The sequence below is a fragment of the Oryzicola mucosus genome, assembly GCF_014534685.1.
Taxonomy (GTDB): domain Bacteria; phylum Pseudomonadota; class Alphaproteobacteria; order Rhizobiales; family Rhizobiaceae; genus Oryzicola; species Oryzicola mucosus.
The window spans coordinates 754,482-777,438 of record NZ_JACVVX010000001.1 but is presented as its reverse complement, the minus strand read 5'-3'; the positions used below and the strand labels follow the sequence as shown (position 1 = coordinate 777,438).

Here is a 22,957-nt window from a genome sequence, read left to right as displayed (position 1 = left end):
ATGAGCGATTTTTCCCTGAAGGATCTCGAAGAGATCGTTGCGCAGCGCGCCCGGTCCGGCGAAGCCGATTCCTGGACCGCCAAGCTGTTTGCGAAGGGCATGCCGAAAGCCGCGCAGAAACTGGGCGAAGAGTCCGTCGAAACGGTCATCGCCGCTGTACGCGGCGACGCAAAAGAACTCGTTTCCGAAAGTGCCGATCTTCTGTACCACTGGCTTGTGGTGCTGACGATTGCGGGCGTTCCCGTCTCCGATGTGATGAAGGAACTGGAGCGCCGCACGGGGCAAAGCGGAGTTGCCGAAAAGGCATCCCGCAAGAACGACTAGGCGCGAGGTGTCGATGGATCAACTGGCCCCGGCGGAAAAATACTCCCCCTATCGGTTCTATTCGGCCGAGGAATGGGCCAAGTTCCGCGCCGATACCCCCCTGACGCTGACGGCCGACGAGGTCAAGCGGCTGAGCTCCCTCTACGATCCCGTCGATCTCGATGAGGTTCGGCGCATCTATCTCTCGCTGTCGCGGCTGCTCTACGCCCATGTCGAGTCGAGCCAGCTGCTGTTTCGGCAGCGCAAGCAGTTTTTCAACTCCGAAGACACGGTCAAGACACCCTACATCATCGGCATGGCGGGCTCGGTGGCCGTCGGCAAATCGACCACCGCTCGTATCCTGAAAGAGCTTCTGGCGCGCTGGCCATCGAGCCCGAAGGTCGATCTCGTCACCACCGATGGGTTTCTGTTGTCCAATGAGGTTTTGCGACGCAACAATCTCATGGAGCGAAAGGGCTTTCCCGACAGCTACGATGTCGGCGCGCTGCTGCGCTTCCTGTCCGCGATCAAATCGGGTCAGCCCAATGTCCGGGCACCGCTCTATTCGCATTTGACCTATGACGTGATGTTCGGGGAATATGTCACCATCGACAGGCCCGACATTCTGATTTTCGAAGGGCTCAACGTCTTGCAGCCGCGCGAACTGCCGAAGGACGGCAACTTCGTGCCCTTCGTGTCTGACTTCTTTGATTTTTCGATTTACATCGACGCCGACGAAGACATGATACACGAGTGGTATATCAAGCGCTTCATGCGGCTGCGCGAAACCGCCTTCCGCGATCCCGCCTCGTTCTTCCACCGCTATGCCGCGTTGTCGACCGATGCCGCCCAGGCGATTGCCGAAGGGCTGTGGGCCAACATCAATCTGAAAAACCTGCGCGAAAACATCCTGCCGACGCGCCCGCGCGCCGATCTGATCCTGCGCAAGGGCGCCGATCATCTGGTTGAGGAAGTCGCGCTGCGCAAACTGTGAACTGGCCTATGCGGCTTTCGTGACGCGTCGGAGGGTCAGGTTGATGCGTCCGCCCTTCTTCAGCAAAGCCGACGTGCGCGGATAAATCCGGTCGACGCCGTGAAAGCAGAGCCGACCGGCTCCGCCGAGCACCACGACATCGCCGCTCTCAAGCCGGAAGGATGAGGTCGGTCCGTTGCGCGTCGTATCGCCGATACGGAACAGGCACGCATCGCCCAGCGACACCGAGACCACGGGTGCGGCTAGATCCTGTTCGTCGCGATCCTGATGAAGGCCCATCCTGGCGTCGTCGGTGTAGAAATTCACAAGACAGGCTTCCGGCGCGGCCGCATAGCCCGCAACCGTGCCCCACAGATCGAGCAATCGTTGCGGGATCGCCGGCCAGGGCTCGCCAGTCACCGGATGCGTTGCCTGATAGCGATAGCCGCCTTCCTTATCGGTGACCCAGCCGAGAGAGCCGCAATTGGTCATCCGCACGCTCAGCGGTTTGCCGGTGCGCGGCATTGCCGGAACGTAGAGCGGCGCTGCCTGCACCACGGCGCGGATATCGTCCACCAGGCCTTCCTGCACCTCGCGGGAGAGGAAGCCGGGCATATGGCGGACGCCTTTGGGCAGGACGAGCATGGCAAGGACCTCGTTGGTTCCGTCGATATAGGTTCCGGAAACGAAAACGGCGACCCGAAAGCCGCCGAACTTCTTCGCTCGTCGCACCCTTGGTCCCTTCAGGCGAGGGGGTCGGAGAAGGGGTTTCGACCCCTCCAACCGCGCTGTTCAAGCCCACCGAAATAGGCTTCCAACCCCTCGCTCAGAGGGGTCCGGGGTGAGCTGAAAGCGCGTCCAATCTATCTGCGACCGTGCGGGTCAGGTCTTCAGGTTTCAGCCCTGTTCGATATCCGGGATGCGCAGCACCTGGCCGGGATAAATCTTGTCCGGATGCGTCAGCATCGGCTTGTTGGCCTCGAAGATGATCGGGTTCTTCGCGCCCTTGCCTTTGCCATACTGTGCCTCGGCGATCTTCCAGAGATTGTCGCCCTTCTTGACCGTGTAGAACACCGGCTGCCTGGCGGGTGTGGCCGCGGCAACCAAAGCGGTCATGTCGGCGCCGGGATCGAGCTTGAGCCCGGATTCTGGCGCGGCCACCTTGAGTTCGCCGGCTTCGACTTTGGAAATGCCGACCGTGTTGCCTATTGCGATCACCGCCTTCTCGAAGATCGACTGGTCCTCGACGACGCCCGACACGATGGCCTTGTCGCCCTCGACCTTCACGGTGACCTTGTCGGTGCCGAGCTTGTAGGAATCGAGATCTTTCTTAAGCGTTTCGGCCTTGGGAGCCTCCTCATCGTCGCCGATGCCGAGCTTCTTTCCCACATTCTTGACGAAATCGAAAATACCCATCCTGGCTCTCCCTTGCCTGTTCTTGTTGAGTGCAACGTGTCACGTGGCGGAGTGCTTGAGAAGATAGGCCAGCATCAGTCGTTGTCGATGCGCCCGCGCAGTTTCTTCACCGTCGAGCGGCCGGCTTTCGATTTCAGCCGGCGCTCGACCGAACCCTTGGTCGGCCGCGTTTTCTTGCGCGGCGGGGGCGGCGGTTCGGCCGCTTTGGCGACGAGCGCTGTCAACCGTCCGCGCGCATCGGCGCGGTTCTGCTCCTGGGTTCGGAAACGGCCGGCTTCGATGACGATGACGCCGTCCTTGGTGGCGCGCTGGCCGGCGAGCTTGATGGTGCGCTCGCGGACGCGTTCGGGCAGGCCGGGCGCATTGCGCGCGTCGAAGCGCAGCTGCACGGCCGTCGCCACCTTATTGACGTTCTGCCCGCCGGGGCCGGAGGAACGGATGAAGTTCTCTTCCAGCTCGTCCGCGCGGATCACCACGTCCGGCGCGATCACGATGTCGTCGTTGATATCCATCGCGAAGTCATGCCGCGCCTTCGGTCAAAAGAAAAGGCCCAGCTTGCGCCGGGCCTCTCCTCCATCCCTCCCAGGTATTCCAAAATTTATTCGGCGGCTTCCTGAATGCGTGGAGCAGCACCCAGAACCGACGAGTCGACATGGGTTTCGAACTTGCCGAAATTGTCGATGAACATCGACACCAGTCGCTCCGCCTGGCGGTCGTAAGCCGTCTTGTCGCCCCAGGTCGAACGCGGATCGAGGATCGCCGTATCGACACCGGGGACGGCGACCGGAACCGCGAAGCCGAAGGACGGGTCGGTGCGGAACTCGGCCTCGTTGAGCGAACCGTCGAGCGCGGCGGTCAGCAGAGCGCGTGTCGCCTTGATCGGCATGCGCTTGCCGGTGCCATAGGCGCCGCCGGTCCAGCCGGTGTTGACCAGCCAGCAGTCGACCTTGTGCTCGGCGATCAGCTCGCGCAGCAAATTGCCGTATTCCGACGGATGGCGCGGCATGAAGGGGGCGCCGAAGCAGGTCGAGAAGGTTGCTTCCGGCTCGGTCACGCCACGCTCGGTGCCGGCGACCTTGGCGGTGTAGCCCGACAGGAAGTGGTACATGGCCTGGGCCGGCGTCAGCTTGGCGATGGGCGGCATCACGCCGAAGGCATCGGCGGTCAGCATGATGATGTTCTTGGGATGGCTGGCGCGGCCCGTCTCGCTGGCATTCGGGATGAAGTCCAGCGGATAGGCGCAACGGGTGTTTTCCGTCAGCGAACCATCGTCGAAATCGGGAATGCGCTTTTCGTCCAGCACGACGTTTTCGAGCACGGTGCCGAAACGCTGCGTGGTGGCGAAGATTTCCGGCTCGGCTTCGGCCGACAGGCGGATGGTCTTGGCGTAGCAGCCGCCTTCGAAGTTGAAGATGCCGTCCGGACCCCAGCCATGCTCGTCGTCGCCGATCAGCGTGCGCGTCGGATCGGCCGAGAGCGTCGTCTTGCCGGTGCCCGACAGGCCGAAGAACACGGCGGAATCGCCGTTCGGGCCATCATTGGCCGAGCAATGCATCGGCATCACGCCCTTGGAGGGCAGGATGTAGTTGAGCGCGGTGAACACCGACTTCTTCATCTCGCCGGCATAGGCGGAACCGCCGATCAGCACGATCATGCGCGTCAGGTCGACGGCGATGACGGTCTCGGTGCGGCAGCCATGGCGGCTGGGGTCGGCGCGGAAGGAGGGCAGGTCGATGATCGTGAACTGCGGCACGAAGCTGTCGAGCTCTTCCGCTTCCGGACGGATCAGCAGGTTGCGGATGAACATCGAATGCCAGGCGAATTCGGTGATGACGCGCGTCGGCAATGCCAGCGACCGATCGGCGCCGCCGATCAGATCCTGGACATAGAGATCCTTGTCGGCCGCGAGCTCGATGAAATCGGCCAGAAGCGTGTCGAAATGCGCCTGGGACATCGGCTTGTTGTTGTCCCACCAGACGTGGTCTTCCGTCTCTGCGCTGCGGACGACGAACTTGTCCTTGGGGGAACGACCGGTGTGCTGGCCTGTATAGGCCACAAGCGCGCCATGGGCAGTCAGCTTGGCCTCGCCACGACGCAGCGCTTCCTCGCACAGTTCGGCGGGACCGAAGTTGTAGCGAACCTTGCCGCTGGTTTTGAGCCCAGCCGCTTCGATGCCGCACGCGGGATTCCGGCGTCCTGTCTCGGTCATTTAAAAAGTCCTCGTTTGTTTAGGTCGCGTCCGACCGGATTGTGGCCCGGCGCTCCTATACAACGGGAGCGGTTCTGTCAGAACCAGAAAAGCATAGCTATATCAAATGTTTAATCGATTTAAAATTTTGAGAATCGTTTAAAACGGTTAAACTGCTCAAAATAATTACGGCGGTGCCCAAGGAAAAGGCGAGGGGTTTCGTCATAGGTTAAGGGATCGAAATGAAACCGCGCCGTTTCCATGGGCACTTGCCTCTTGATGCGGCAAAGGTCTATGCCACATTTTGTACCTAATTTGTCCTGCACAAGCCCTTCCGAACGACAGAAGGGACCCCGTCCATGAGGGAGACGCTGGAAATGGCAACCATTGCCCTGGTCGACGACGACCGCAACATCCTGACCTCGGTGTCGATCGCACTCGAATCCGAGGGCTATCGCGTCGAGACCTATACGGATGGCGCGTCCGCTCTGGAGGGCCTGAGCGCAAGGCCGCCCAATCTTGCCATTCTCGATATCAAGATGCCGCGCATGGACGGCATGGAGCTTCTGCGCCGGCTGCGCCAGAAGACCGACCTTCCGGTCATCTTCCTAACCTCCAAGGACGATGAGATCGACGAGCTGTTCGGCCTCAAGATGGGCGCCGACGACTTCATCCGCAAACCCTTCTCTCAGCGCCTGCTTGTCGAGCGCGTCCGCGCCGTGCTGCGCCGCGCCAGCGCTCGCGAGGCCGCCGCCAAGAGCCCCAACCAGCAGTCGCGTTCGCTGGAGCGCGGCTCGCTCGTCATGGACCAGGAGCGCCACACCTGCACCTGGAAAGGCGAGCCCGTGACGTTGACCGTCACCGAGTTCCTCATCCTGCATTCGCTTGCCCAACGCCCGGGCGTCGTCAAAAGCCGAGACGCGCTGATGGATTCGGCCTATGATGAGCAGGTCTATGTCGACGATCGGACCATCGACAGCCACATCAAGCGGCTTCGCAAGAAGTTCAAGCAGGTGGATGACGACTTCGAGATGATCGAGACCTTGTACGGTGTGGGCTATCGCTTCCGCGAAATGTGATGCGGCGCGGATGCCGGGCTCCGAGGCTGAGCGCAATAGGCTCTGGTGAATGGCGGTTGAAGCCGAGATAAAAAGGCCCGCAGAGCGGAAGCGCGGCCGTTGGCACGCGCTGATGCGCTGGACGACGATTCCGCTCGGCCGTTTTCTCGGCCACCATTTCTTTTCGAGCCTGACCCGCCGCATCCTGGTTCTCAACCTCGCCGGCCTTGCGGTGCTGGTCGCCGGCATCATGTATCTCAACACCTTCCGCGATGGCTTGATCGACGCCCGCGTCGAGAGCCTGATGACCCAGGGCGAAATCATCGCCGGCGCCATTGCGGCTTCCGCGACCGTCGAGACCGATTCCATCTCCATCGACCCGGAAAAGCTTCTGGAACTGCAGGCCGGGGAGAGCATCGGTCCTGGCAGCGATCAGCTCGAAAGCCTCGACTTCCCCATCAACCCCGAGCGCGTCGCGCCGGTCTTGCGGCGGTTGATCTCGCCGACCCGGACGCGGGCGCGCATCTATGACCGCGACACCAACCTGCTGCTCGATTCCCGGCATCTCTATTCGCGCGGCCAGATCCTGCGTTACGATCTTCCGCCGATCGAAAAGAAAGAGAACGGCTTTCTCGAGAAAACCCAGAAGTTCGTCTTCGACATGTTCAACACCCGTCGGCTGCCGATCTACCGGGAGCAGCCCGGCGGCAATGGCGCAGCCTTCCCCGAAGTGGTGCAATCCCTGACCGGCAGTCCCTCGACGGTGGTCCGGGTCAGTGAACAAGGCGAGCAGATCGTCTCGGTGGCGGTGCCGATCCAGCGCTTCCGTGCCGTGCTCGGCGTGCTGCTTTTGTCGACCGAGGGCGGCGACATCGACAAGATCGTCGCCGCGGAACAGCGCGCGATCCTGCGCGTCTTCGCCATCGCCGCCTTGGTGCAGGCCAGCTTGTCGCTGCTTTTGGCTTCTACCATTGCCACGCCGCTGCGCCGGCTTTCGGCTGCTGCCGTGCGCGTCCGGCGCGGCGTCAAGAGCCGCGAGGAAATCCCCGACTTTTCCGACCGGCAGGACGAGATCGGGAACCTGTCGGTCGCCGTCCGCGACATGACCAATGCGCTCTATGCCCGCATCGAGGCCATCGAGAGCTTTGCCGCCGATGTCAGCCACGAGCTGAAGAACCCGCTGACGTCGCTGCGCAGCGCGGTCGAGACCCTGCCGCTCGCCAAGAACGATACCTCGCGCGAGCGGCTCATGGAAATCATCCAGCATGACGTGAAGCGGCTCGACCGGCTGATCACCGACATTTCCGATGCCTCCCGTCTCGATGCCGAACTGGCGCGAGACGATGCCGGTCGCGTCGATCTGAAGAAGTTCATTTCGGATCTCGTTTCCGTGTCCAAAGAGACGACCCGGAATAAGAAGGCGGTTGAGATCGATTTCAAACCCGCGAAGCTGCCGGCGGGAGCGAAGGGCTATTTCGTGGTCGGGCACGATCTTCGCATCGGTCAGGTGATCACCAATCTGATCGAGAATGCGCGCTCCTTCGTGCCGCAGGACAATGGCCGCATCACGATCACGCTGTCGCGCGCCGGCAAATTCAATGTCATCACTGTCGAAGACAATGGGCCGGGCATCCGCGCCGAGAGCATCGAAAGGATTTTCGAGCGCTTTTATACCGACCGTCCGGCGAGCGAGGCGTTCGGCCAGAATTCCGGCCTCGGCCTGTCGATCAGCCGCCAGATCGTCGAGGCGCATAACGGCACCCTGACCGCCGAGAATATTCCCGGCACCAAGCCGGGCGATATCCGCGGCGCGCGGTTCGTCGTCACGCTGCCCGCCGAGGACTGACCCTTGCCGCTTAACAACATCCACGCCACGGGCGTCGTGCTGGGCGACCGGGGTGTGATGATAGTGGGGCCTTCAGGCTCGGGAAAATCGCTGCTCGCCGTCTCTCTCATCCAGCGGTTTCGTTCTGCGGGCCATTTCGCCTGCATTATTGCGGACGATCAGCTCTTGCTGTCGGTTGCAGGCAGCCGCCTCGTCGCACGCTGTCCTCGGCCCATCGCCGGGCTTTTGGAGATCAGGGGTTACGGACCGGTTTCCATCCCTTATCAGGACAGCGCCGTCATCGATCTCCTCGTCCGGCTGGTGCCTGCGGAAGAGGTCGAAAGACTGCCCGAACCGTCGTCGGAAAGCCTTCTCGGCACGGAAGTGCCGCGCGTCGTCACGCCATTCCGCAACGTCAGTTCTTCCATTCCGATCGTTCTTGGCCGGCTCAATTTGCCCCTTTAGCGGCGCTTTGCCGAAAAATCGTGCTGCATTGCGTCAAAATGCCAACCACTGCGGCGATTTTGGGCTTGTCAAGCGCAGTAGGGTCGACAAGATAGCGACCCCACGGCCCGGGAAAAACGCAAGTGCGTATCCGGGCGTGAGGGGTGCCACGACGGGAGCCAAGGCAGAATGATCGGACTCGTGCTTGTGACGCACGGTCAGCTGGCAGTAGAGTTCCGCAACGCGGTGGAACATGTTGTCGGGCCGCAAGACAATTTCGAGACCGTCGCCATCGGGCCCGATGATGACATGGCGCAGCGCCGTAGCGACATCATTGATGCCGTTGCGCGTGCCGACACCGGCAAAGGCGTCGTCATCCTCACCGACATGTTCGGCGGTACGCCGTCGAACCTTGCCATCTCCGTGATGGAGGCAGGCCGCACCGAGGTTATCGCCGGCATGAACCTGCCGATGCTGATCAAGCTGTCGAGCGTGCGCAAGACGGACAACATGGCGCAGGCGCTCGAGGAAGCCCAGAATGCCGGCCGCAAATACATCAACGTGGCAAGCCAGCTGCTGAGCGGAAAGTAACCGGAATGTATGATCCGTCCAGCGCGGACGCGGTGGCGCGAGACGTTACCATCGTCAACCAGCGCGGCCTGCATGCGCGTGCCTCCGCCAAATTCGTCCAGGTCGCCGCAAGCTTCGATGCCGGCATCAGCGTCGAGAAGGACGGCACAAGCGTCGGCGGCACCTCGATCATGGGCCTGATGATGCTGGCCGCGAGCCCCGGCAGCTCTGTCCGCATCCAGGCCAGCGGCCCGGAGGCGAGCGCGGCCGTCGAGGCCTTGGTGAAGCTGATTGCCGACCGTTTCGGCGAGGAATGCTGAGGCAAGGCCCTTCGGTGGCGCCACTTGCTTTCGAACTGCATCACATGCAGGGATAAAGATTTCTTTATATCCCATTGTCGATTTTGTACCGATCTGTTAGGGAAGCCGCACACTGTGCGCGCCCCAAACAGCCCGGCGCGCCCAAAGAACAACCGGAGCACGCCATGACGGGTAGCAAGGATTATCTGGTCGCCGACATCAAGTTGGCCGACTGGGGTCGCAAGGAAATCGAAATCGCCGAAACAGAAATGCCGGGCCTGATGGCCTGCCGCGAGGAATTCGGCGCTGCCAAGCCGCTCAAGGGCGCGCGCATCACCGGCTCGCTGCATATGACGATCCAGACCGCGGTGCTGATCGAGACGCTGAAGGAACTGGGCGCCGACATCCGCTGGGCGTCGTGCAACATTTTCTCCACGCAGGACCATGCCGCCGCAGCCATTGCCGCCTCCGGCACGCCGGTCTTCGCGGTCAAGGGCGAGTCGCTCGAGGAATACTGGGACTACACCGACAAGATCTTCCAGTGGGCCGATGGCGGCCTGTCCAACATGATCCTCGACGATGGCGGCGACGCCACCATGTACATCCTGATGGGCGCACGCGCCGAAGCGGGCGAGGACGTGCTGTCCAACCCGCAGAGCGAGGAAGAAGAATACTTCGTAGCGCAGGTCAAGAAGCGGCTGAAAGCCAGCCCGGGCTTCTTCACCAAGCAGCGTGAAGCGATCCGCGGCGTGACCGAGGAGACCACCACCGGCGTCAACCGTCTCTATCAGCTTCAGAAGAAGGGTTTGCTGCCCTTCCCGGCGATCAACGTCAACGACTCAGTCACCAAGTCGAAATTCGACAACAAATATGGCTGCAAGGAATCGCTGGTCGACGGCATTCGCCGCGGCACCGACGTCATGATGGCCGGCAAGGTCGCCGTGGTCTGCGGTTATGGCGATGTCGGCAAGGGATCGGCCGCTTCGCTGCAGGGCGCGGGCGCCCGCGTCAAGGTCACCGAAGTCGACCCGATCTGCGCGCTGCAGGCTGCGATGGACGGCTTTGAGGTCGTGACGCTGGAAGATGCGGCGCCCACCGCAGACATCGTCATCACCACCACCGGCAACAAGGACGTCGTCACGCTCGACCATATGCGTTCGCTCAAGGACATGGCGATCGTCGGCAATATCGGTCACTTCGACAACGAGATTCAGGTCGCCTCGCTGCGCAACCTGAAATGGACCAACGTGAAGCCGCAGGTCGACATGGTCACCTTCCCGGATGGCAAGCGCATGATCCTTCTGTCGGAAGGCCGTCTGCTCAACCTGGGCAACGCCACCGGCCACCCCAGCTTCGTGATGTCCGCCTCCTTCACCAACCAGGTTCTCGCCCAGATCGAGCTTTATACCAAGGTGGGCCAGTATGAGAATCAGGTCTATGTCCTGCCCAAGCACCTCGACGAGAAGGTGGCCCGCCTGCATCTCGGCAAGCTCGGCGCGCGGCTGACCGAACTGAGCGACGAACAGGCCTCCTATATCGGCGTCACGCCGAAGGGCCCATTCAAGCCGGAACACTACCGCTATTAACCATAGCTTTTGAAGCTACCACATGTTGAGGCCCGACCATTGACTTTTGGCCGGGCCTCTTTTTTGCGCCCGCGCTGCCTTCACCTCGATTCTTCAAGCGGGTATTGTGTCCTGATTCGAGACGTCGACGCTTCGGGACGGGGGCGAAGGCATGCCGGATGGCAGTCTTGTAATACGCTGCGGAGAGGTGAAGCACATGCCGGGCGAAAACCCGCTTTTGGCGGGACGGGCCGTTTCCGGCGGCCATGACGATTCGACCGCCGGACTCCGATCCTCGCGCGGCTCGTTGCCGATGCGGGCGAGGAAGATGGCGGCGAGGGCCTTGCTTGCGGGCACCGCGCTTGTCGGGGCGTTCTCGGCATCGGCTCAGGCCCAGCAGGCGACGATCTCGGGCATGTCCGTCGGCACTGTCGAAGTCATCCAGTTCTCGATTTTCTTCGGCGTTCTGGGGGCAGCCCTGCTGTCCGCATTGTTGATGATCCGCGAGCGGGCACGAACCGCTGCGGAAAACGTCGAATTGCGCACCCGTGTCGCCGAACTGGACTCCGCCGTCCAGCGCTCCGAATCCCTTCTCAATCTGCGCGACCAGCGCATCGTCATCTGGAGCATCGACGATAAGAAGCCCGAACTGGTCGGCGCGCTGCCGGTGGAAAGCGGCGCGCCCGAGGAACGCGCCACTTTCATGGCCTTCGGACGCTGGCTCATGCCGCGTTCGGCCGCGACGCTGGAGAAAGCCATCCTTGCCTTGCGCGAAAAGGGTGTGCCGTTCGACCTCCTGGTGGAAACGCATGGCGCCACCCCGATCGAGGTCCAGGGCCGCAAGACGCCCACCCACGCCATCGTCCGCTTCCTGTCGATTTCCGAATCCAACCGCGCCCAGGCGCGGCTCAGGCTGGAAAACAGCAGGCTCGTCGGCGAGCAGCAGGCGCTGCTTGGCCTTCTCGACGCGCTCGAGGCGCCGTTCTGGCTGCGCGATGCCGATGGCCGGCTGAAATGGGCCAACGACGCCTATCTCAAGGCGGTGGAAGCCGACAGCATGCGTGTCGCGGTGGACGAAGGGCGTGAATTCCTCGGCGCCCAGTCTCGCGAAACCATTTCGCAGCATCACCGCTCCAAGCCGGTGTTCCGCCAGACGCTGTCCACTGTCGTCAATGGCGACCGCAAGATGTTTTCCGTCACCGACGTCGCCACGCCCGAGGGCTCGGCCGGCATCGCCACCGATGTCAGCGCCATCGAAGCGATCCGCGAGGAATATGGTCGCGTCGTGCGCAGCCATTCCGACACGCTCGACCAGGTTGCGACGGCGGTCGCGATCTTCGATGCGGGGCAGAAACTGCGCTTCCACAACCAGGCCTTCCAGAAGCTGTGGCAGCTCGATGCCGGCTTCCTGGGCAGCGCGCCGGAAAACGCTCTTTTGCTCGACCGGCTGCGCAGCGAGGGCAAAATCCCCGAGCAGCCGGAATGGCGACGCTGGAAGGAAGAGCTTTTGTCCGCCTATCGCGCCGTCGAACCGCAGGAGCATCTCTGGCACCTTCCCGACGGCCGTACCATCCGGGTCATTGCCAACCCCCAGCCGACCGGCGGCGTTGCCTGGGTCTTCGAGAACCTGACAGAGCGCATCGATCTCGAGAGCCGCTACACCACCGCGGTCAGGGTGCAGGGCGAAACGCTCGACAATCTGGCGGAAGGCGTTGTCGTCTTCGGTCCGGACGGGCGTGTCCGCCTGTCCAACCCGGCATTCGCCACGCTGTGGAGCCTCGATGCCGATACGCTGCGCCAGAACGTGCACATCGCGGCCATCCGCGCGCAATGCGACCTCTATGCCGAAGCCGGGCTGTGGAACGGGTTCGTCGCCGCCGTCACCGGCTTTGACGAGCGCTCCGACCGCCATGGCCAGACCGAACTGAAAAACGGCACGGTGCTGCGCTACGCCGTCATCCATCTGCCCAATGGCCAGGTCATGATGACTTTTGTCGACGTCACCGACAGCGTCAATGTCGAGCGCGCGCTGAAGGAAAAGAACGATGCGCTGCAAAACGCCGACCGGATCAAGAACGAATTCGTGCAGCACGTCTCCTACGAACTGCGCTCGCCGCTGACCAACATCATCGGCTTCACCGAACTCCTGTCGCTGCCCGGTACCGGACCGCTGACGGGACGCCAGCGCGAATATCTCGAGCATATCGGTTCGTCCTCGTCGGTGCTTTTGACCATCGTCAACGACATTCTCGACCTGGCGACCGTCGATGCCGGCATCATGCAGCTCGAGATTTCCGAAGTGCCGGTGGGCCGGACCATCGCGGCTGCCGCCGAGCTGGTGGCTGACCGCATGCAGGAACACGCGATCCGTCTCGACGTGCAGGCGCTCGAGGCGCCGGCGCGGTTGCATGCGGATGAGACGCGGCTGCGGCAGATCCTCTACAATCTTTTGTCCAATGCGGTGAACTACGCACCGGAATCCAGCACCGTCACGCTGACCTGCCGCCAGACCGGCACCGGTGTCGAATTCGCCGTGCATGACGATGGCCCCGGCATGCCGCCGGAGGTGCTCGACGCCGTGTTCAAGCGCTTCGAACCGCACATCAATGGCGGCCGTCGCCGTGGCGCGGGGCTTGGCCTGTCCATCGTCAAGAGCTTCGTTGAGTTGCATGGCGGCAGCGTCCGTATCGAGACCGGCAACGGCCGCGGCACGACGGTGGTCTGCCTGTTTCCCTACACGCCTTCGGGCCTGCGCGCAGCGGCGGAGTAGAGACTTGGCCGCTCGATCGCTGGAGCGCTTCCTGGCCGATGAAGCGGCGACGTTTTCGCTCGGCGAAGACCTGGCCATGGCAATCAGGCCGGGCGATGTGCTGCTGCTTGATGGCGACCTCGGCGCCGGCAAGACGACGTTGGCACGCAGCCTGATCCGGGCGCTGGCCGACAATCCCCGCCTCGAAGTGCCGTCACCCACCTTCACACTGGTGCAGAGCTACGACACGCCGGTGCCGCTGCATCACTTCGATCTCTACCGCCTCTCGCATGGTTCGGAGCTCGACGAACTCGGTTTCGAAGAGATGCTGTCGGATGGCGCAGTCCTGGTCGAATGGCCCGACCGTGGCGACGGCCGTTTTCCGCGCGACAGCGTGCATCTGGCGCTGGAGCACGAAGGCGAGGGCCGCCGTGCCATGTTGAGCGGCGAAGGACCCGCCTTCGAGCGCATGGCGCGCTCGCTGCTGATGCGCGATTTTCTCAAATCGGCGGGCTATGGCGAAGCACGCCGTGCGCGTTTCGTCGCCGATGCCTCTGCCCGCTGGTATGAAACGGTGGATAAGAAGGGCGAGCCCCGCCGCGTGCTGATGAATTCGCCGCGCCTGGTGCTTGGGCCGCCGGTGCGCGACGGCAAGCCCTACGCCGAAATAGCCCACACCTCGCAGACCGTGGCGGCCTTTGTCGCGCTCGACAAGGTTTTGGCCGAGGCAGGCGTCAGCGTGCCGCAGATCCTGGCGCAGGATTTGGAGCAGGGTTTTCTGTTGCTCGATCATCTCGGCACCGAGCCGTTTCTGGTCGACGGCGAGCCGGTGGCGGAGCGCTATGCAGCGGCTGCCGAATTGCTCGCGGATTTGCATGACATCGCTGCCCCCGCGATTTTCCCGCTTACCCGGCCTCCGCTTCGCTCGGCCACCCTCTCCCCGAGGGGAGAGGAGGTCGGCGAAGGCCGCTCCACTCCTCTTCTCCCCGTTGGGGAGAAGGTGGCCGCGCAACGGCCGGATGAGGGGGCGTTTTTGACCCAGCAGGGAGAAGGCAAACGAGGCTGGCCGGCGAGTATCGAAGTGGCGCCGGATGTCGTTCACGTCATCCCGCCCTTCGACCGCGACGCACTGATGATCGAGGTCGAGCTGCTGCTGGAATGGTATGTGCCGGCAATGGCCGGCGCGCCGGCACCGGACGTCATGCGCCGCGACTTTCTGCGCCTGTGGAACGCAGCCCTCGACCGGCTGGAGGGCAAGCAATACGGCCTCGTCCTGCGCGACTACCACTCCCCGAACATCGTCTGGCGCGACGAGCGTGAAGGTCACGACCGGCTGGGCATCCTCGACTTCCAGGATGCCCTGATCGGGCCGGTAGCCTATGATGTCGCATCCCTGGCGATGGATGCGCGGGTGACGGTTCCAGAGGAGATCGAGCAGGCTACGGTCGAAGCCTATGTCACCGCGCGGCAAAGGGCAGGCAGCTTCGACGAGGACGGGTTTCGCGAGGCCTATGCGATCACGGCGGCGCAGCGGAACTCGAAGATTCTCGGTATTTTCGTGCGGCTGAATGTGCGTGACGGTAAGTCGAACTATCTCAAGCACCTGCCGCGCATCCGCGATTATATGCGCCGCGCGCTGGCCCATCCGGCCTTGGAAGAGATGCGCGACTTCTATGAGCGGAACGGCCTTCTGGAGGAGCGCAGCACATGAGCACGACCGCTCCATCGAACAAGGCGCCAAGCACCGCGATGGTCCTCGCCGCCGGACTCGGCAAGCGCATGCGCCCGATCACCGACACGATTCCGAAACCGCTGGTGCGGATCGCCGGAAAGACGCTGCTCGACTGGGGTCTGGACAGCCTTGCCGAAGCGGGTGTGACGAAAGCCGTGGTCAACGTGCATTATCTGCCGGACCAGATCGTCGCCCATCTGGGCAGTCGTGCTGTGCCGCGCATCGACATCTCCGACGAGAGCGGCGGTCTGCTCGATTCCGCTGGCGGCATCGTCAAGGCGCTGCCGCAGCTTGGCGGGGAGCCGTTCTACATCCTCAACGCCGACACCTTCTGGATCGATGCCGAAGAATCCAATCTGCGGCGGCTGGCTCTTGCATGGGATGCAGGCAGCATGGATATTCTGCTGATGCTGGCAGATCTCGACTCCGCGACAGGCCACAGCGGCGGCACCGACTTTCTGGTCGATGCCGACGGACGCCTGCGCCGCGCGGCGGGAAGCCAGGACGGGCTGATCTATGCCGGCGCTGCCATCGTCAATCCCGCCTTGTTCAAGGACGCCGCGATCGAGCCGCATTCGCTCAACCGCTATTTCGACACCGCCATCGCCGCCGGGCGGCTGCATGGCATGGCCATGAACGGCCGTTGGATCACGGTCGGAACGCCCGATGCCATCCCCGCCGCCGAGGCCGCGGTGGAAAAGGCGCTGGCGCAGGGCGTATGACGGAAAGCCAGATCCCGCGCGTCTGGTCGATCCCGCCCGGCTGCGCCTTCCTGCCGACGCTGGCGCAGGCGCTTGCAGAGGGCAGGCTGGTCCCCGGTTTCAAGCTCGACGACGATCCGCTCGCGTTGGCGGACGTTACCATCTACGTGCCGACGCGTCGCGCCGCCCGCGCCCTGCGCACCGTCATCATGGAACAGCTGGGGCGCCGTTCGGCCGTGCTCCCGGTGATCCGCCCGCTCGGCGAGTTCGACGAGGATTCGGCAGCCTTCGACGAAGCGAGCGAAAGCACGCTCGCGCTCGATCCGCCGGTTCCGTCCGCCGACCGGCTTCTGATGCTGGCGCCGCTGGTTCGAGCCTGGAAGCGCCGGCTGCCAGCCCATGTCGCGCAGAAATTCGCCGAGGAGATCGTCGTTCCGGCATCGTCCTCGGACGCGATCTGGCTGTCGCGCGACCTTGCCGCGCTGATGGACGAGATCGAAACCGAGGGCTCGGACTGGACCAAGCTCGCCGGACTGGTCACCGGCGATCTGTCGGGCTGGTGGCAGGTCACGCTGGATTTCCTCACCATCGTCACCACCCATTGGCCGGAAGTGCTGAAGGAGCGGGGACTGTCCAACCCCGCCGCGCATCGCAACGCGATGATGGATTTCGAAGCGAAGCGGCTTCTTGCCAATCCGCCTCCCGGTCCGGTGATCGCCGCCGGCTCGACCGGCTCGATTCCAGCGACCGCACGTCTGCTGTCGGCGATAGCAAGGCTTCCGAAGGGAGCGGTGGTGCTGCCGGGGCTGGATCGTTCGCTCGATGCGCGGTCCTTTGCCGCGATCAGTGCGGCGGATGCGCGGCCCGCCATTCTCGGCCACCCGCAATACGGTCTTGCCAAGCTGATCCGCACCATCGGCGTATTGCCCGGCGATGTCGAGGATCTGGCCACGGCCGCACCCGAACGCGCCTTGCGCGCGCGCCTGGTGGCGGAGGCGCTGCGCCCCGCGGAAACCACCGACGACTGGTCGGAAACGCGCGGAACGCTGTCCGACCAGGAGGTCGCCGCCGGACTCGCCGAGGTGTCGCTGGTCGAGGCCGCCAACGAGCGCGACGAGGCGGCGGCCATCGCACTGGCCTTGCGCCGCGCCATCCAGGTCGAGGGCCACACAGCGGCTCTCGTAACCACCGACCGCAACCTCGCCCGCCGCGTCGCAGCCGAACTCGGGCGCTTTGGCATCCAGGCCGATGATTCGGGCGGCGTGCCGCTGTCCAACACCGCGCCCGCCACGCTGCTCAGGCTCATGCTCTCCGCGGCCCTCAGGCCCGGCGACCCGGTGGCGCTGCTGTCGCTGCTCAAGCATCCGCTGCTCGGCCTGTCTTTGGAGCGGGGCGCGGTGCGCCATGCCGCCGAAACCATCGAACTCGTCGTTCTGCGCGGTGGCGTCGGCCGGCCAGATATCGGCAGCCTCTCGCAGGCCTTCGAGGAGCGGCTGGCGAAGCTGGCCGAGAACCCCCGCAAACCTTTCTGGCTCGACAGGCTCGGTGCGCGCCGGCTGGAGGAAGCGCGCGCCGTCTGCGCCGGGCTGGAGGCGGCGACCGCGCCGCTTGCGGCGCTGCGCGGACAGACAGGGATCGAGATCGCAGAGATCGTCGCCCTCTCCGTGACGGCGTTCGAAGCTCTTGGCCGAAGCGCCGATGGCGGGCTCGACGCGCTTTATGACGGGGATGCCGGCCAGAAACTCGCCGATATCCTGCGCGGGCTGGTCGGCACCTCGGCGCGGTTCGACCTGTCGGCGGAGGAATGGCCCGATGTCGCGGATGCGCTGATTGCGCCCGAAGCGGTGAAGCCGGCGCGTGGCGGCGACCGCAACATCTCCATCTGGGGCGCGCTGGAAGCGCGCTTGCAGAGCGTCGACACACTGGTTCTGGGAGGCTTGAACGAGGGCGGTTGGCCGCGCAAGGCTGAGAGCGACCGCTTCATGTCCCGCATGATGAAGGGCGGCATTGATCTCGAACCGCCGGAGCGCCGCATTGGCCTTGCCGCGCATGACTTCCAGACCGCGATGGGCGCGCCGCAGGTGGTGCTGACGCGCTCCGCCCGCGCCGGCGATGCGCCCGCCGTGCCCTCGCGCTGGCTGCAGCGGCTGACAACTTTCGCCGGCAAGCAGGCAGCCGCCGAGATGAAGCAGCGCGGCGAAACGCTGCTGCACTGGGCGCGCGCGCTGGATGCCGGGCAAAAGCAGGATTTCGCGCTTCGTCCCAACCCCAGGCCGCCGGTCGCAGCGCGCCCGACGCGGTTTTCCGTCACCGAGGTCGAGACGCTGCGGCGCGATCCCTATGCCGTTTATGCCAAGCGCATCCTCGGCCTGATGCCGATCGATCCGCTTGTGCGCGATCCCGGCGCTGCCGAGCGCGGCACGCTGTTCCACGATATTCTGCACCTGTTTTCCGCCACCATCGGCGATCCCCGTCGCCCGGAGGCACTGGACATGCTCTTGGCTGCCGGCCGCGCCAGTTTCGACAAGGCTGCCTTGCCGCCGGAAATCGATGCTGTGTGGTGGCCGCGTTTTGCACGGCTCGCCGACGACATCGTGCGCTGGGAACGCGAGCGCGCGCCCGATGTGGCGCGCCGCCATGCGGAGGAACGCGCCCATGCAATCGAAGTCGGCGCATCGGGAGCCACGCTGTCGGGCCGCGCCGACCGCATCGACCTGCTCGCCGGAGGCATGGCCGATATTCTCGACTACAAGACCGGCTCTTCGCCGTCCAAGGCGCAGGCGCATACGCTTTTGTCGCCACAGCTCGCGCTGGAAGCTGCCCTTCTGCGGCGCGGCGCCTTCCGGGAGCTGGGCGCGCGGGAGCCATCCAAGCTGGCCTTCGTGCGGCTGAGGCCGAACGGCAAGGTGTTCGAGGAATCGATCCTCGAATATGACCGCAAGGTGAAATCCGGCATCGAACTGGCCGAGGAGGCCTGGGCGCGGCTGGAGGCGCTGCTGATCCATTACCACGATCCCGAGAGCGGCTATCTCTCCCGCGCACTGCCCTTCCGCGAAGGCGAAACGGACGGAGACTACGACCATCTCGCCCGCGTGCTGGAATGGTCGGCGGGCGGCGATGCCGGCGATGGGGGAGGCGAGGAATGAAGAAGTCCTTCGTCGTTCCCGAAAACACGGTGAAGCTGCAGGCGCTTGCCTCCGATCCCGTCCATTCGGTCTGGGTATCGGCCAATGCCGGCTCGGGCAAAACGCATGTCCTGTCCGAGCGCGTCATGCGGCTTCTGCTGCGCGGCGTCGATCCATCGAAGATTTTGTGCCTGACCTATACGCGGGCGGCAGCCGCCAACATGTCCAACCGTGTTTTCGCCCGCCTGTCGGAATGGACCATGCTGTCCGACGAAGAGCTGGCGCCCAAGGTGCAGGCGCTGGACGGCAGGCAGCCGGATGCCGGCACGCTGCGGCGGGCTCGGCGGCTGTTTGCCGAGGCGCTGGAAACGCCGGGCGGATTGAAAATCCAGACCATTCACGCCTTCTGCGAATCCGTGCTGCACCAGTTTCCGCTGGAAGCCAACATCGCGGCCCATTTCGAAATGCTCGACCCGCAGATGGAGGCGGCGTTGTTCGCGGCGGCGCGGCGCGACATGATTACCGGTGCCGCGGCCTCCGACAATCCCGAACTCGCCGAGGCCTTCGCCTTCGTGCTGGAGCGCGGCGGCGAGGCCGGGCTCGATGCGCTTTTGGCCGAAATTCTCTACAAGCGCGACGGCCTGCGTCCCTTCATCGACGCGGTCGGCAACGATGAAATGCCCTTTGCCGCCCTGTTTCAGGAATTCGGCTTCGCGCCGAGCGAAACCGCCGAGGCCATCGCTGCCTCCGTCTGGCCGGTGCCGGGCTTCGATCCCGGCTTTTTCAGCGCCTTCGTCGCGGCCGCCGAGCAGGCGGATGCCGGCAATGTGCTGAAATGCATTCTGCCCAGCGGCATTCCGGCCTATCGCGAGGCTGACCCCCTGAAGCGGCTGGAAGGCCTTGCCGCGGCATTCCTCAAGTCCGAAGGCGAGGCCTATTCGCCGGGCTGGCTGTTCAAGAAGGCGCTTCTGGCCCGCATGCCGGATCTGCCGGACAGATACCTGGAAGCAGCTGAAGCAATCCGCACGGCATCCGACCGTCTGGCGCTGTTCCGTATGCTGGAGGCGTCGCGCGCGGCGCTGACGCTCGCCGACTGGCTGATCGCGCGCTACGAGCGGCTGAAGACCGGGCGCGGTTTCCTCGATTTCAACGACCTCATCACCCGCACGGTCAATCTTCTGGCGCGGCCCGATGCCGGCCCTTGGGTGCAGTACAAGCTCGACAAGGGCATCGACCACATCCTGCTCGATGAGGCGCAGGACACCAGCCCCGACCAATGGAATGTGGTGCGGCTGATCGCGGAAGAGTTCTTCGTCGGCGCGGGCGCGCGCGAAAACGTCCTGCGCACCATCTTTGCCGTGGGCGACGAGAAGCAGTCGATTTATTCCTTCCAGGGCGCGGCGCCCGAATCCTTCGACCAGAGCCGCATGGCCTTCTCCCAACGTGTGAAGCAGGCCGAGCGCAGCTTCGAGGATGTCGAACTGACCTGGTCGTTCCGCTCGACCAACGATGTTTTGACGGCGGTCGACCGCGTGTTCGAGCCGCCGGAAGTCCGTCGCGGCGTCAGCCGTTCGCCGCATCCGCCCACCCATCGCGCGGTGCGGGCAGGCGATCCCGGCTATGTCGAGGTCTGGCCCTCGGTAGGCGAGGATAAGGCCGAGGAGCCGGACGATTGGAGCAAGCCGATCGACCATGTACACGGGCCTGCCGTGCGGGTGGCCGAGCAGGTCGCCGCCACCGTGCAGCGCTGGCTACTCGATGGCGAGATGATCGAAGGTCAGAACCGGCGCCTGCGCGCCGGCGACGCCATGGTGCTGGTGCGCAAGCGCGACCGCTTCGTGCATGCGCTGTCGCGCGAGCTCAAACGCCGCGACATTCCGGTTTCGGGCGCCGACCGGCTCAGCCTGCCGGGACATATCGCCGTCAAGGACCTGATCGCGCTTGGCCGCTTCCTGCTGCAGCCTGAGGACGACCTGTCGCTCGCCGCCCTTCTGCGCAGCCCGGTCTTCGACCTTTCCGAGGATGCGCTTTATGAACTCTCTTATGGACGGCCGGCAGGGCGCTCGCTGATCCAGTCGATGCGTCGGCAAGCCGGTTCGGACGCGCGGATCGGGGCGGTCGTCGAGCAGTTGGAGGACTGGGCCAACCAGGCTGCGTTCCGGCCTGTGTTCGAGTTCTATTCAGGCGTTCTGGCCGGCGGCCCGGAACGGCCAGGGGTGCGGAGGAAAATGATCGCACGGCTCGGCCAGGAAGCCGGCGACATCCTCGACGAGTTTCTGTCTTTCTGCCTGGCCGAGGAGCGTACCGGCCTGCCCGGCCTGGAAGCGTTCTTGTCGACGCTGGAAAGTGCCGGCCCCGAGATCAAGCGCGAGATGGACCAGACGCGCAACGAGGTGCGCATCATGACCGTGCACGCCGCCAAGGGGCTCGAGGCGCCGGTGGTGTTTCTGGTCGACAGCGGCTCTGAGCCCTTCAGCACACAGCATCTGCCAAGGCTGATGGCCTTCCAGCCCGAAAACGGCCATTGGCGTGGCAAGGGTTATCTTTGGCGCGCCGGCAGCGATGTCGCCAACAGCTTTTCGCGTGGTGCGGAGGCGGTGGCGAAGGATCTGGCCGACGACGAATACCGCCGGCTGCTCTATGTCGGCATGACGCGTGCCGAGGATCGGCTGATCGTCTGCGGCTATCACGGCAAGCGCGACCCCAAGCCGACGACGTGGCATTCGGTGGTGACGCGCGCCATCGCCGCGTCTGCCGAAACCGAGACGCGGCCGCATCCCGCCAAGCCGGAGGTGACCGTGCATCGTTTCCGCGTCACCGAACAGCGCATTGTCGCCGCGCAGGAAGCAGATGAGCCGAAGGCGCGTGACGCCGTCCCCGTCGTCATACCCGCCGAACTGCTTGAAGCCCCGCCTCCCTATGAAGAACTGCCGCGTCCGCTGTCGCCTTCAGGTGCTTCGGTGCTGATCGAGGAGACCGCCCAGCCGACCGTGTCCGGCAAGTCGCCGGTGCTGGACGGTTCCGCGCCCGGCTTTGCCATCGCGCGCGGCTCGGCCCTGCACAAGATGCTGCAGGTCCTGCCCACAATGCCATTGGAGGCACGCGAGGACGCAGCCGGGCGTTATCTGGCGCGGGTGGGGGTCGACTGGCCGGACGCCGAGCGCAATGCGGCTCTCGCCTCGGTGCTGAGCGTGCTCGACGACGACGCGTTCGCGCCGATCTTCGCGCCCGGCTCGCGTGCCGAAGTCGCTGTCATGGGAATGATCGACGTGCGCGGCAAACCGCGCACCGTGTCAGGCAAGATCGACCGGCTTGCGGTGACCGACAGCGAAGTCCTGATCGTAGACTACAAGACCAACCGGCCGCCGCCGGCAGCGCCGACCGAAGTGCCGCAGGGCTATATCGTCCAGCTTGCGTTGTATCGCGCACTGCTCCAGCCGCTCTATCCCGGAAAAACGATTGCGGCGGCACTTCTTTTCACCGAGGCGCCGCGCCTGATTCGCGTGCCTGCGCCGGAGTTGGATGCCGCGCTTGCCCGGGTAACCGATGCGTGACAAAACTGTCGCTTGAACTGCGGCGGCTTTGGCACCAGATATGGGTGCGACACCGAATCCCGCTCATCTGAAAGGCATTTTCCCATGGCCACCGTTAAGATCGACAAGAACAACTTCCAGACCGACGTGCTCGACGCAAAAGAGCCGGTGGTCGTCGATTTCTGGGCGGAATGGTGCGGCCCCTGCAAGATGATCGCGCCGGCGCTTGAAGAGATTTCCGGCGAACTCGCCGGCAAGGTGAAGATTACCAAGGTCAATATCGACGAGAATCCCGAGATCGCCGCTCAGTTCGGCGTCCGCTCGATTCCCACGCTGATGATCTTCAAGGGCGGCGAAGTCGCTGACATCAAGGTTGGCGCGCTGCCCAAGACGGCTCTGTCGCACTGGATCAACGGCAACGTCGCCTAATCCCGAGCTTCACGGACGACCAACGAGCCCGGCCTTGCGCCGGGCTT

Annotated in this window: 18 protein-coding genes; 14 read left to right on the top strand and 4 right to left on the bottom strand. The window is 64.1% G+C overall.

The features are described 5' to 3' along the window. Positions 1-324, top strand: coding sequence for a phosphoribosyl-ATP diphosphatase (locus ICI42_RS03625; protein ID WP_188163145.1), 324 nt, complete (start codon positions 1-3; stop codon positions 322-324). A gap of 13 nt (positions 325-337) precedes the next feature. After that, the gene (gene coaA, locus ICI42_RS03620; protein ID WP_188163144.1) at positions 338-1,297 is read left to right on the top strand and encodes a type I pantothenate kinase; all 960 of its coding nucleotides are present in this window, start codon (positions 338-340) and stop codon (positions 1,295-1,297) included. A gap of 6 nt (positions 1,298-1,303) precedes the next feature. On the opposite strand, the gene ICI42_RS03615 is transcribed toward coaA, so the two are convergent. The 4 genes from ICI42_RS03615 to ICI42_RS03600 form a co-directional block, all read right to left on the bottom strand. Beyond that, complete coding sequence (locus ICI42_RS03615; RefSeq protein ID WP_188163705.1) at positions 1,304-1,921, bottom strand: alpha-ketoglutarate-dependent dioxygenase AlkB family protein; 618 nt, start codon at positions 1,919-1,921, stop codon at positions 1,304-1,306. Between the two features lie 252 nt (positions 1,922-2,173). After that, the gene (gene lysM / locus ICI42_RS03610; RefSeq protein ID WP_188163143.1) at positions 2,174-2,692 is read right to left on the bottom strand and encodes a peptidoglycan-binding protein LysM; all 519 of its coding nucleotides are present in this window, start codon (positions 2,690-2,692) and stop codon (positions 2,174-2,176) included. Positions 2,693-2,766: 74 nt separating this feature from the next. Further along, entirely contained in the window at positions 2,767-3,204 is a 438-nt protein-coding gene (gene arfB / locus ICI42_RS03605; protein WP_188163142.1) for an alternative ribosome rescue aminoacyl-tRNA hydrolase ArfB, read from the bottom strand. An 86-nt stretch (positions 3,205-3,290) separates the two neighbouring features. Next, positions 3,291-4,901 carry a phosphoenolpyruvate carboxykinase gene (locus ICI42_RS03600; RefSeq protein ID WP_188163141.1) on the bottom strand — a complete coding sequence of 537 codons (1,611 nt, stop codon included), beginning with the start codon at positions 4,899-4,901 and terminating at the stop codon, positions 3,291-3,293. A 356-nt stretch (positions 4,902-5,257) separates the two neighbouring features. On the opposite strand from ICI42_RS03600, the gene ICI42_RS03595 reads away from it, so the two are divergent. The 12 genes from ICI42_RS03595 to trxA all read left to right on the top strand — a co-directional run bounded on the left by ICI42_RS03595 (position 5,258) and on the right by trxA (position 22,910). Next, the gene (locus tag ICI42_RS03595) at positions 5,258-5,959 is read left to right on the top strand and encodes a response regulator transcription factor (RefSeq protein WP_210316940.1); all 702 of its coding nucleotides are present in this window, start codon (positions 5,258-5,260) and stop codon (positions 5,957-5,959) included. A 49-nt stretch (positions 5,960-6,008) separates the two neighbouring features. Further along, positions 6,009-7,784 carry a stimulus-sensing domain-containing protein gene (locus ICI42_RS03590; RefSeq protein WP_188163139.1) on the top strand — a complete coding sequence of 592 codons (1,776 nt, stop codon included), beginning with the start codon at positions 6,009-6,011 and terminating at the stop codon, positions 7,782-7,784. 3 nt (positions 7,785-7,787) lie between these two features. Beyond that, entirely contained in the window at positions 7,788-8,228 is a 441-nt protein-coding gene (locus ICI42_RS03585; RefSeq protein WP_188163138.1) for an HPr kinase/phosphorylase, read from the top strand. A 168-nt stretch (positions 8,229-8,396) separates the two neighbouring features. Next, a complete protein-coding gene (locus ICI42_RS03580; protein ID WP_188163137.1) occupies positions 8,397-8,798 on the top strand; it encodes a PTS sugar transporter subunit IIA in 402 nt (133 codons plus the stop codon). A 5-nt stretch (positions 8,799-8,803) separates the two neighbouring features. Then, complete coding sequence (locus ICI42_RS03575; protein ID WP_188163136.1) at positions 8,804-9,097, top strand: HPr family phosphocarrier protein; 294 nt, start codon at positions 8,804-8,806, stop codon at positions 9,095-9,097. 164 nt (positions 9,098-9,261) lie between these two features. Further along, complete coding sequence (gene ahcY / locus ICI42_RS03570) at positions 9,262-10,662, top strand: adenosylhomocysteinase (RefSeq protein ID WP_188163135.1); 1,401 nt, start codon at positions 9,262-9,264, stop codon at positions 10,660-10,662. Between the two features lie 196 nt (positions 10,663-10,858). Then, positions 10,859-13,411 carry a PAS domain-containing sensor histidine kinase gene (locus ICI42_RS03565; RefSeq protein WP_188163134.1) on the top strand — a complete coding sequence of 851 codons (2,553 nt, stop codon included), beginning with the start codon at positions 10,859-10,861 and terminating at the stop codon, positions 13,409-13,411. 4 nt (positions 13,412-13,415) lie between these two features. Next, the gene (tsaE, locus tag ICI42_RS03560; RefSeq protein ID WP_230980139.1) at positions 13,416-15,101 is read left to right on the top strand and encodes a tRNA (adenosine(37)-N6)-threonylcarbamoyltransferase complex ATPase subunit type 1 TsaE; all 1,686 of its coding nucleotides are present in this window, start codon (positions 13,416-13,418) and stop codon (positions 15,099-15,101) included. Continuing rightward, positions 15,098-15,844, top strand: a complete 747-nt coding sequence (locus tag ICI42_RS03555; RefSeq protein ID WP_230980138.1) for a nucleotidyltransferase family protein — start codon at positions 15,098-15,100, stop codon at positions 15,842-15,844. Before tsaE ends, ICI42_RS03555 begins: the two co-directional genes overlap by 4 nt. Next, positions 15,841-18,969, top strand: a complete 3,129-nt coding sequence (gene addB / locus ICI42_RS03550) for a double-strand break repair protein AddB (RefSeq protein ID WP_188163132.1) — start codon at positions 15,841-15,843, stop codon at positions 18,967-18,969. The genes ICI42_RS03555 and addB overlap by 4 nt, the downstream gene beginning before the upstream one ends. Beyond that, positions 18,966-22,502, top strand: coding sequence for a double-strand break repair helicase AddA (addA, locus tag ICI42_RS03545; RefSeq protein ID WP_188163131.1), 3,537 nt, complete (start codon positions 18,966-18,968; stop codon positions 22,500-22,502). Before addB ends, addA begins: the two co-directional genes overlap by 4 nt. Before the next feature lie 84 nt (positions 22,503-22,586). Continuing rightward, complete coding sequence (gene trxA, locus ICI42_RS03540) at positions 22,587-22,910, top strand: thioredoxin (protein ID WP_188163130.1); 324 nt, start codon at positions 22,587-22,589, stop codon at positions 22,908-22,910. The last annotated feature ends 47 nt before the right edge of the window (positions 22,911-22,957 follow it).

What these genes read in the sequence shown, in the direction of transcription:
- ICI42_RS03575 (WP_188163136.1), top strand. Translation starts at nt 8,804, where the DNA reads ATGTATGATCCGTCCAGCGCGGACGCGGTGGCGCGAGACGTTACCATC.
- ICI42_RS03590 (WP_188163139.1), top strand. Translation starts at nt 6,009, where the DNA reads ATGGCGGTTGAAGCCGAGATAAAAAGGCCCGCAGAGCGGAAGCGCGGC.
- lysM (WP_188163143.1), bottom strand. Translation starts at nt 2,692, where the DNA reads ATGGGTATTTTCGATTTCGTCAAGAATGTGGGAAAGAAGCTCGGCATC.
- addB (WP_188163132.1), top strand. Translation starts at nt 15,841, where the DNA reads ATGACGGAAAGCCAGATCCCGCGCGTCTGGTCGATCCCGCCCGGCTGC.
- ICI42_RS03580 (WP_188163137.1), top strand. Translation starts at nt 8,397, where the DNA reads ATGATCGGACTCGTGCTTGTGACGCACGGTCAGCTGGCAGTAGAGTTC.
- ICI42_RS03625 (WP_188163145.1), top strand. Translation starts at nt 1, where the DNA reads ATGAGCGATTTTTCCCTGAAGGATCTCGAAGAGATCGTTGCGCAGCGC.
- ICI42_RS03565 (WP_188163134.1), top strand. Translation starts at nt 10,859, where the DNA reads ATGCCGGGCGAAAACCCGCTTTTGGCGGGACGGGCCGTTTCCGGCGGC.
- arfB (WP_188163142.1), bottom strand. Translation starts at nt 3,204, where the DNA reads ATGGATATCAACGACGACATCGTGATCGCGCCGGACGTGGTGATCCGC.
- ahcY (WP_188163135.1), top strand. Translation starts at nt 9,262, where the DNA reads ATGACGGGTAGCAAGGATTATCTGGTCGCCGACATCAAGTTGGCCGAC.
- ICI42_RS03615 (WP_188163705.1), bottom strand. Translation starts at nt 1,921, where the DNA reads ATGCTCGTCCTGCCCAAAGGCGTCCGCCATATGCCCGGCTTCCTCTCC.
- addA (WP_188163131.1), top strand. Translation starts at nt 18,966, where the DNA reads ATGAAGAAGTCCTTCGTCGTTCCCGAAAACACGGTGAAGCTGCAGGCG.
- trxA (WP_188163130.1), top strand. Translation starts at nt 22,587, where the DNA reads ATGGCCACCGTTAAGATCGACAAGAACAACTTCCAGACCGACGTGCTC.
- ICI42_RS03600 (WP_188163141.1), bottom strand. Translation starts at nt 4,901, where the DNA reads ATGACCGAGACAGGACGCCGGAATCCCGCGTGCGGCATCGAAGCGGCT.
- ICI42_RS03595 (WP_210316940.1), top strand. Translation starts at nt 5,258, where the DNA reads ATGGCAACCATTGCCCTGGTCGACGACGACCGCAACATCCTGACCTCG.
- coaA (WP_188163144.1), top strand. Translation starts at nt 338, where the DNA reads ATGGATCAACTGGCCCCGGCGGAAAAATACTCCCCCTATCGGTTCTAT.
- ICI42_RS03555 (WP_230980138.1), top strand. Translation starts at nt 15,098, where the DNA reads ATGAGCACGACCGCTCCATCGAACAAGGCGCCAAGCACCGCGATGGTC.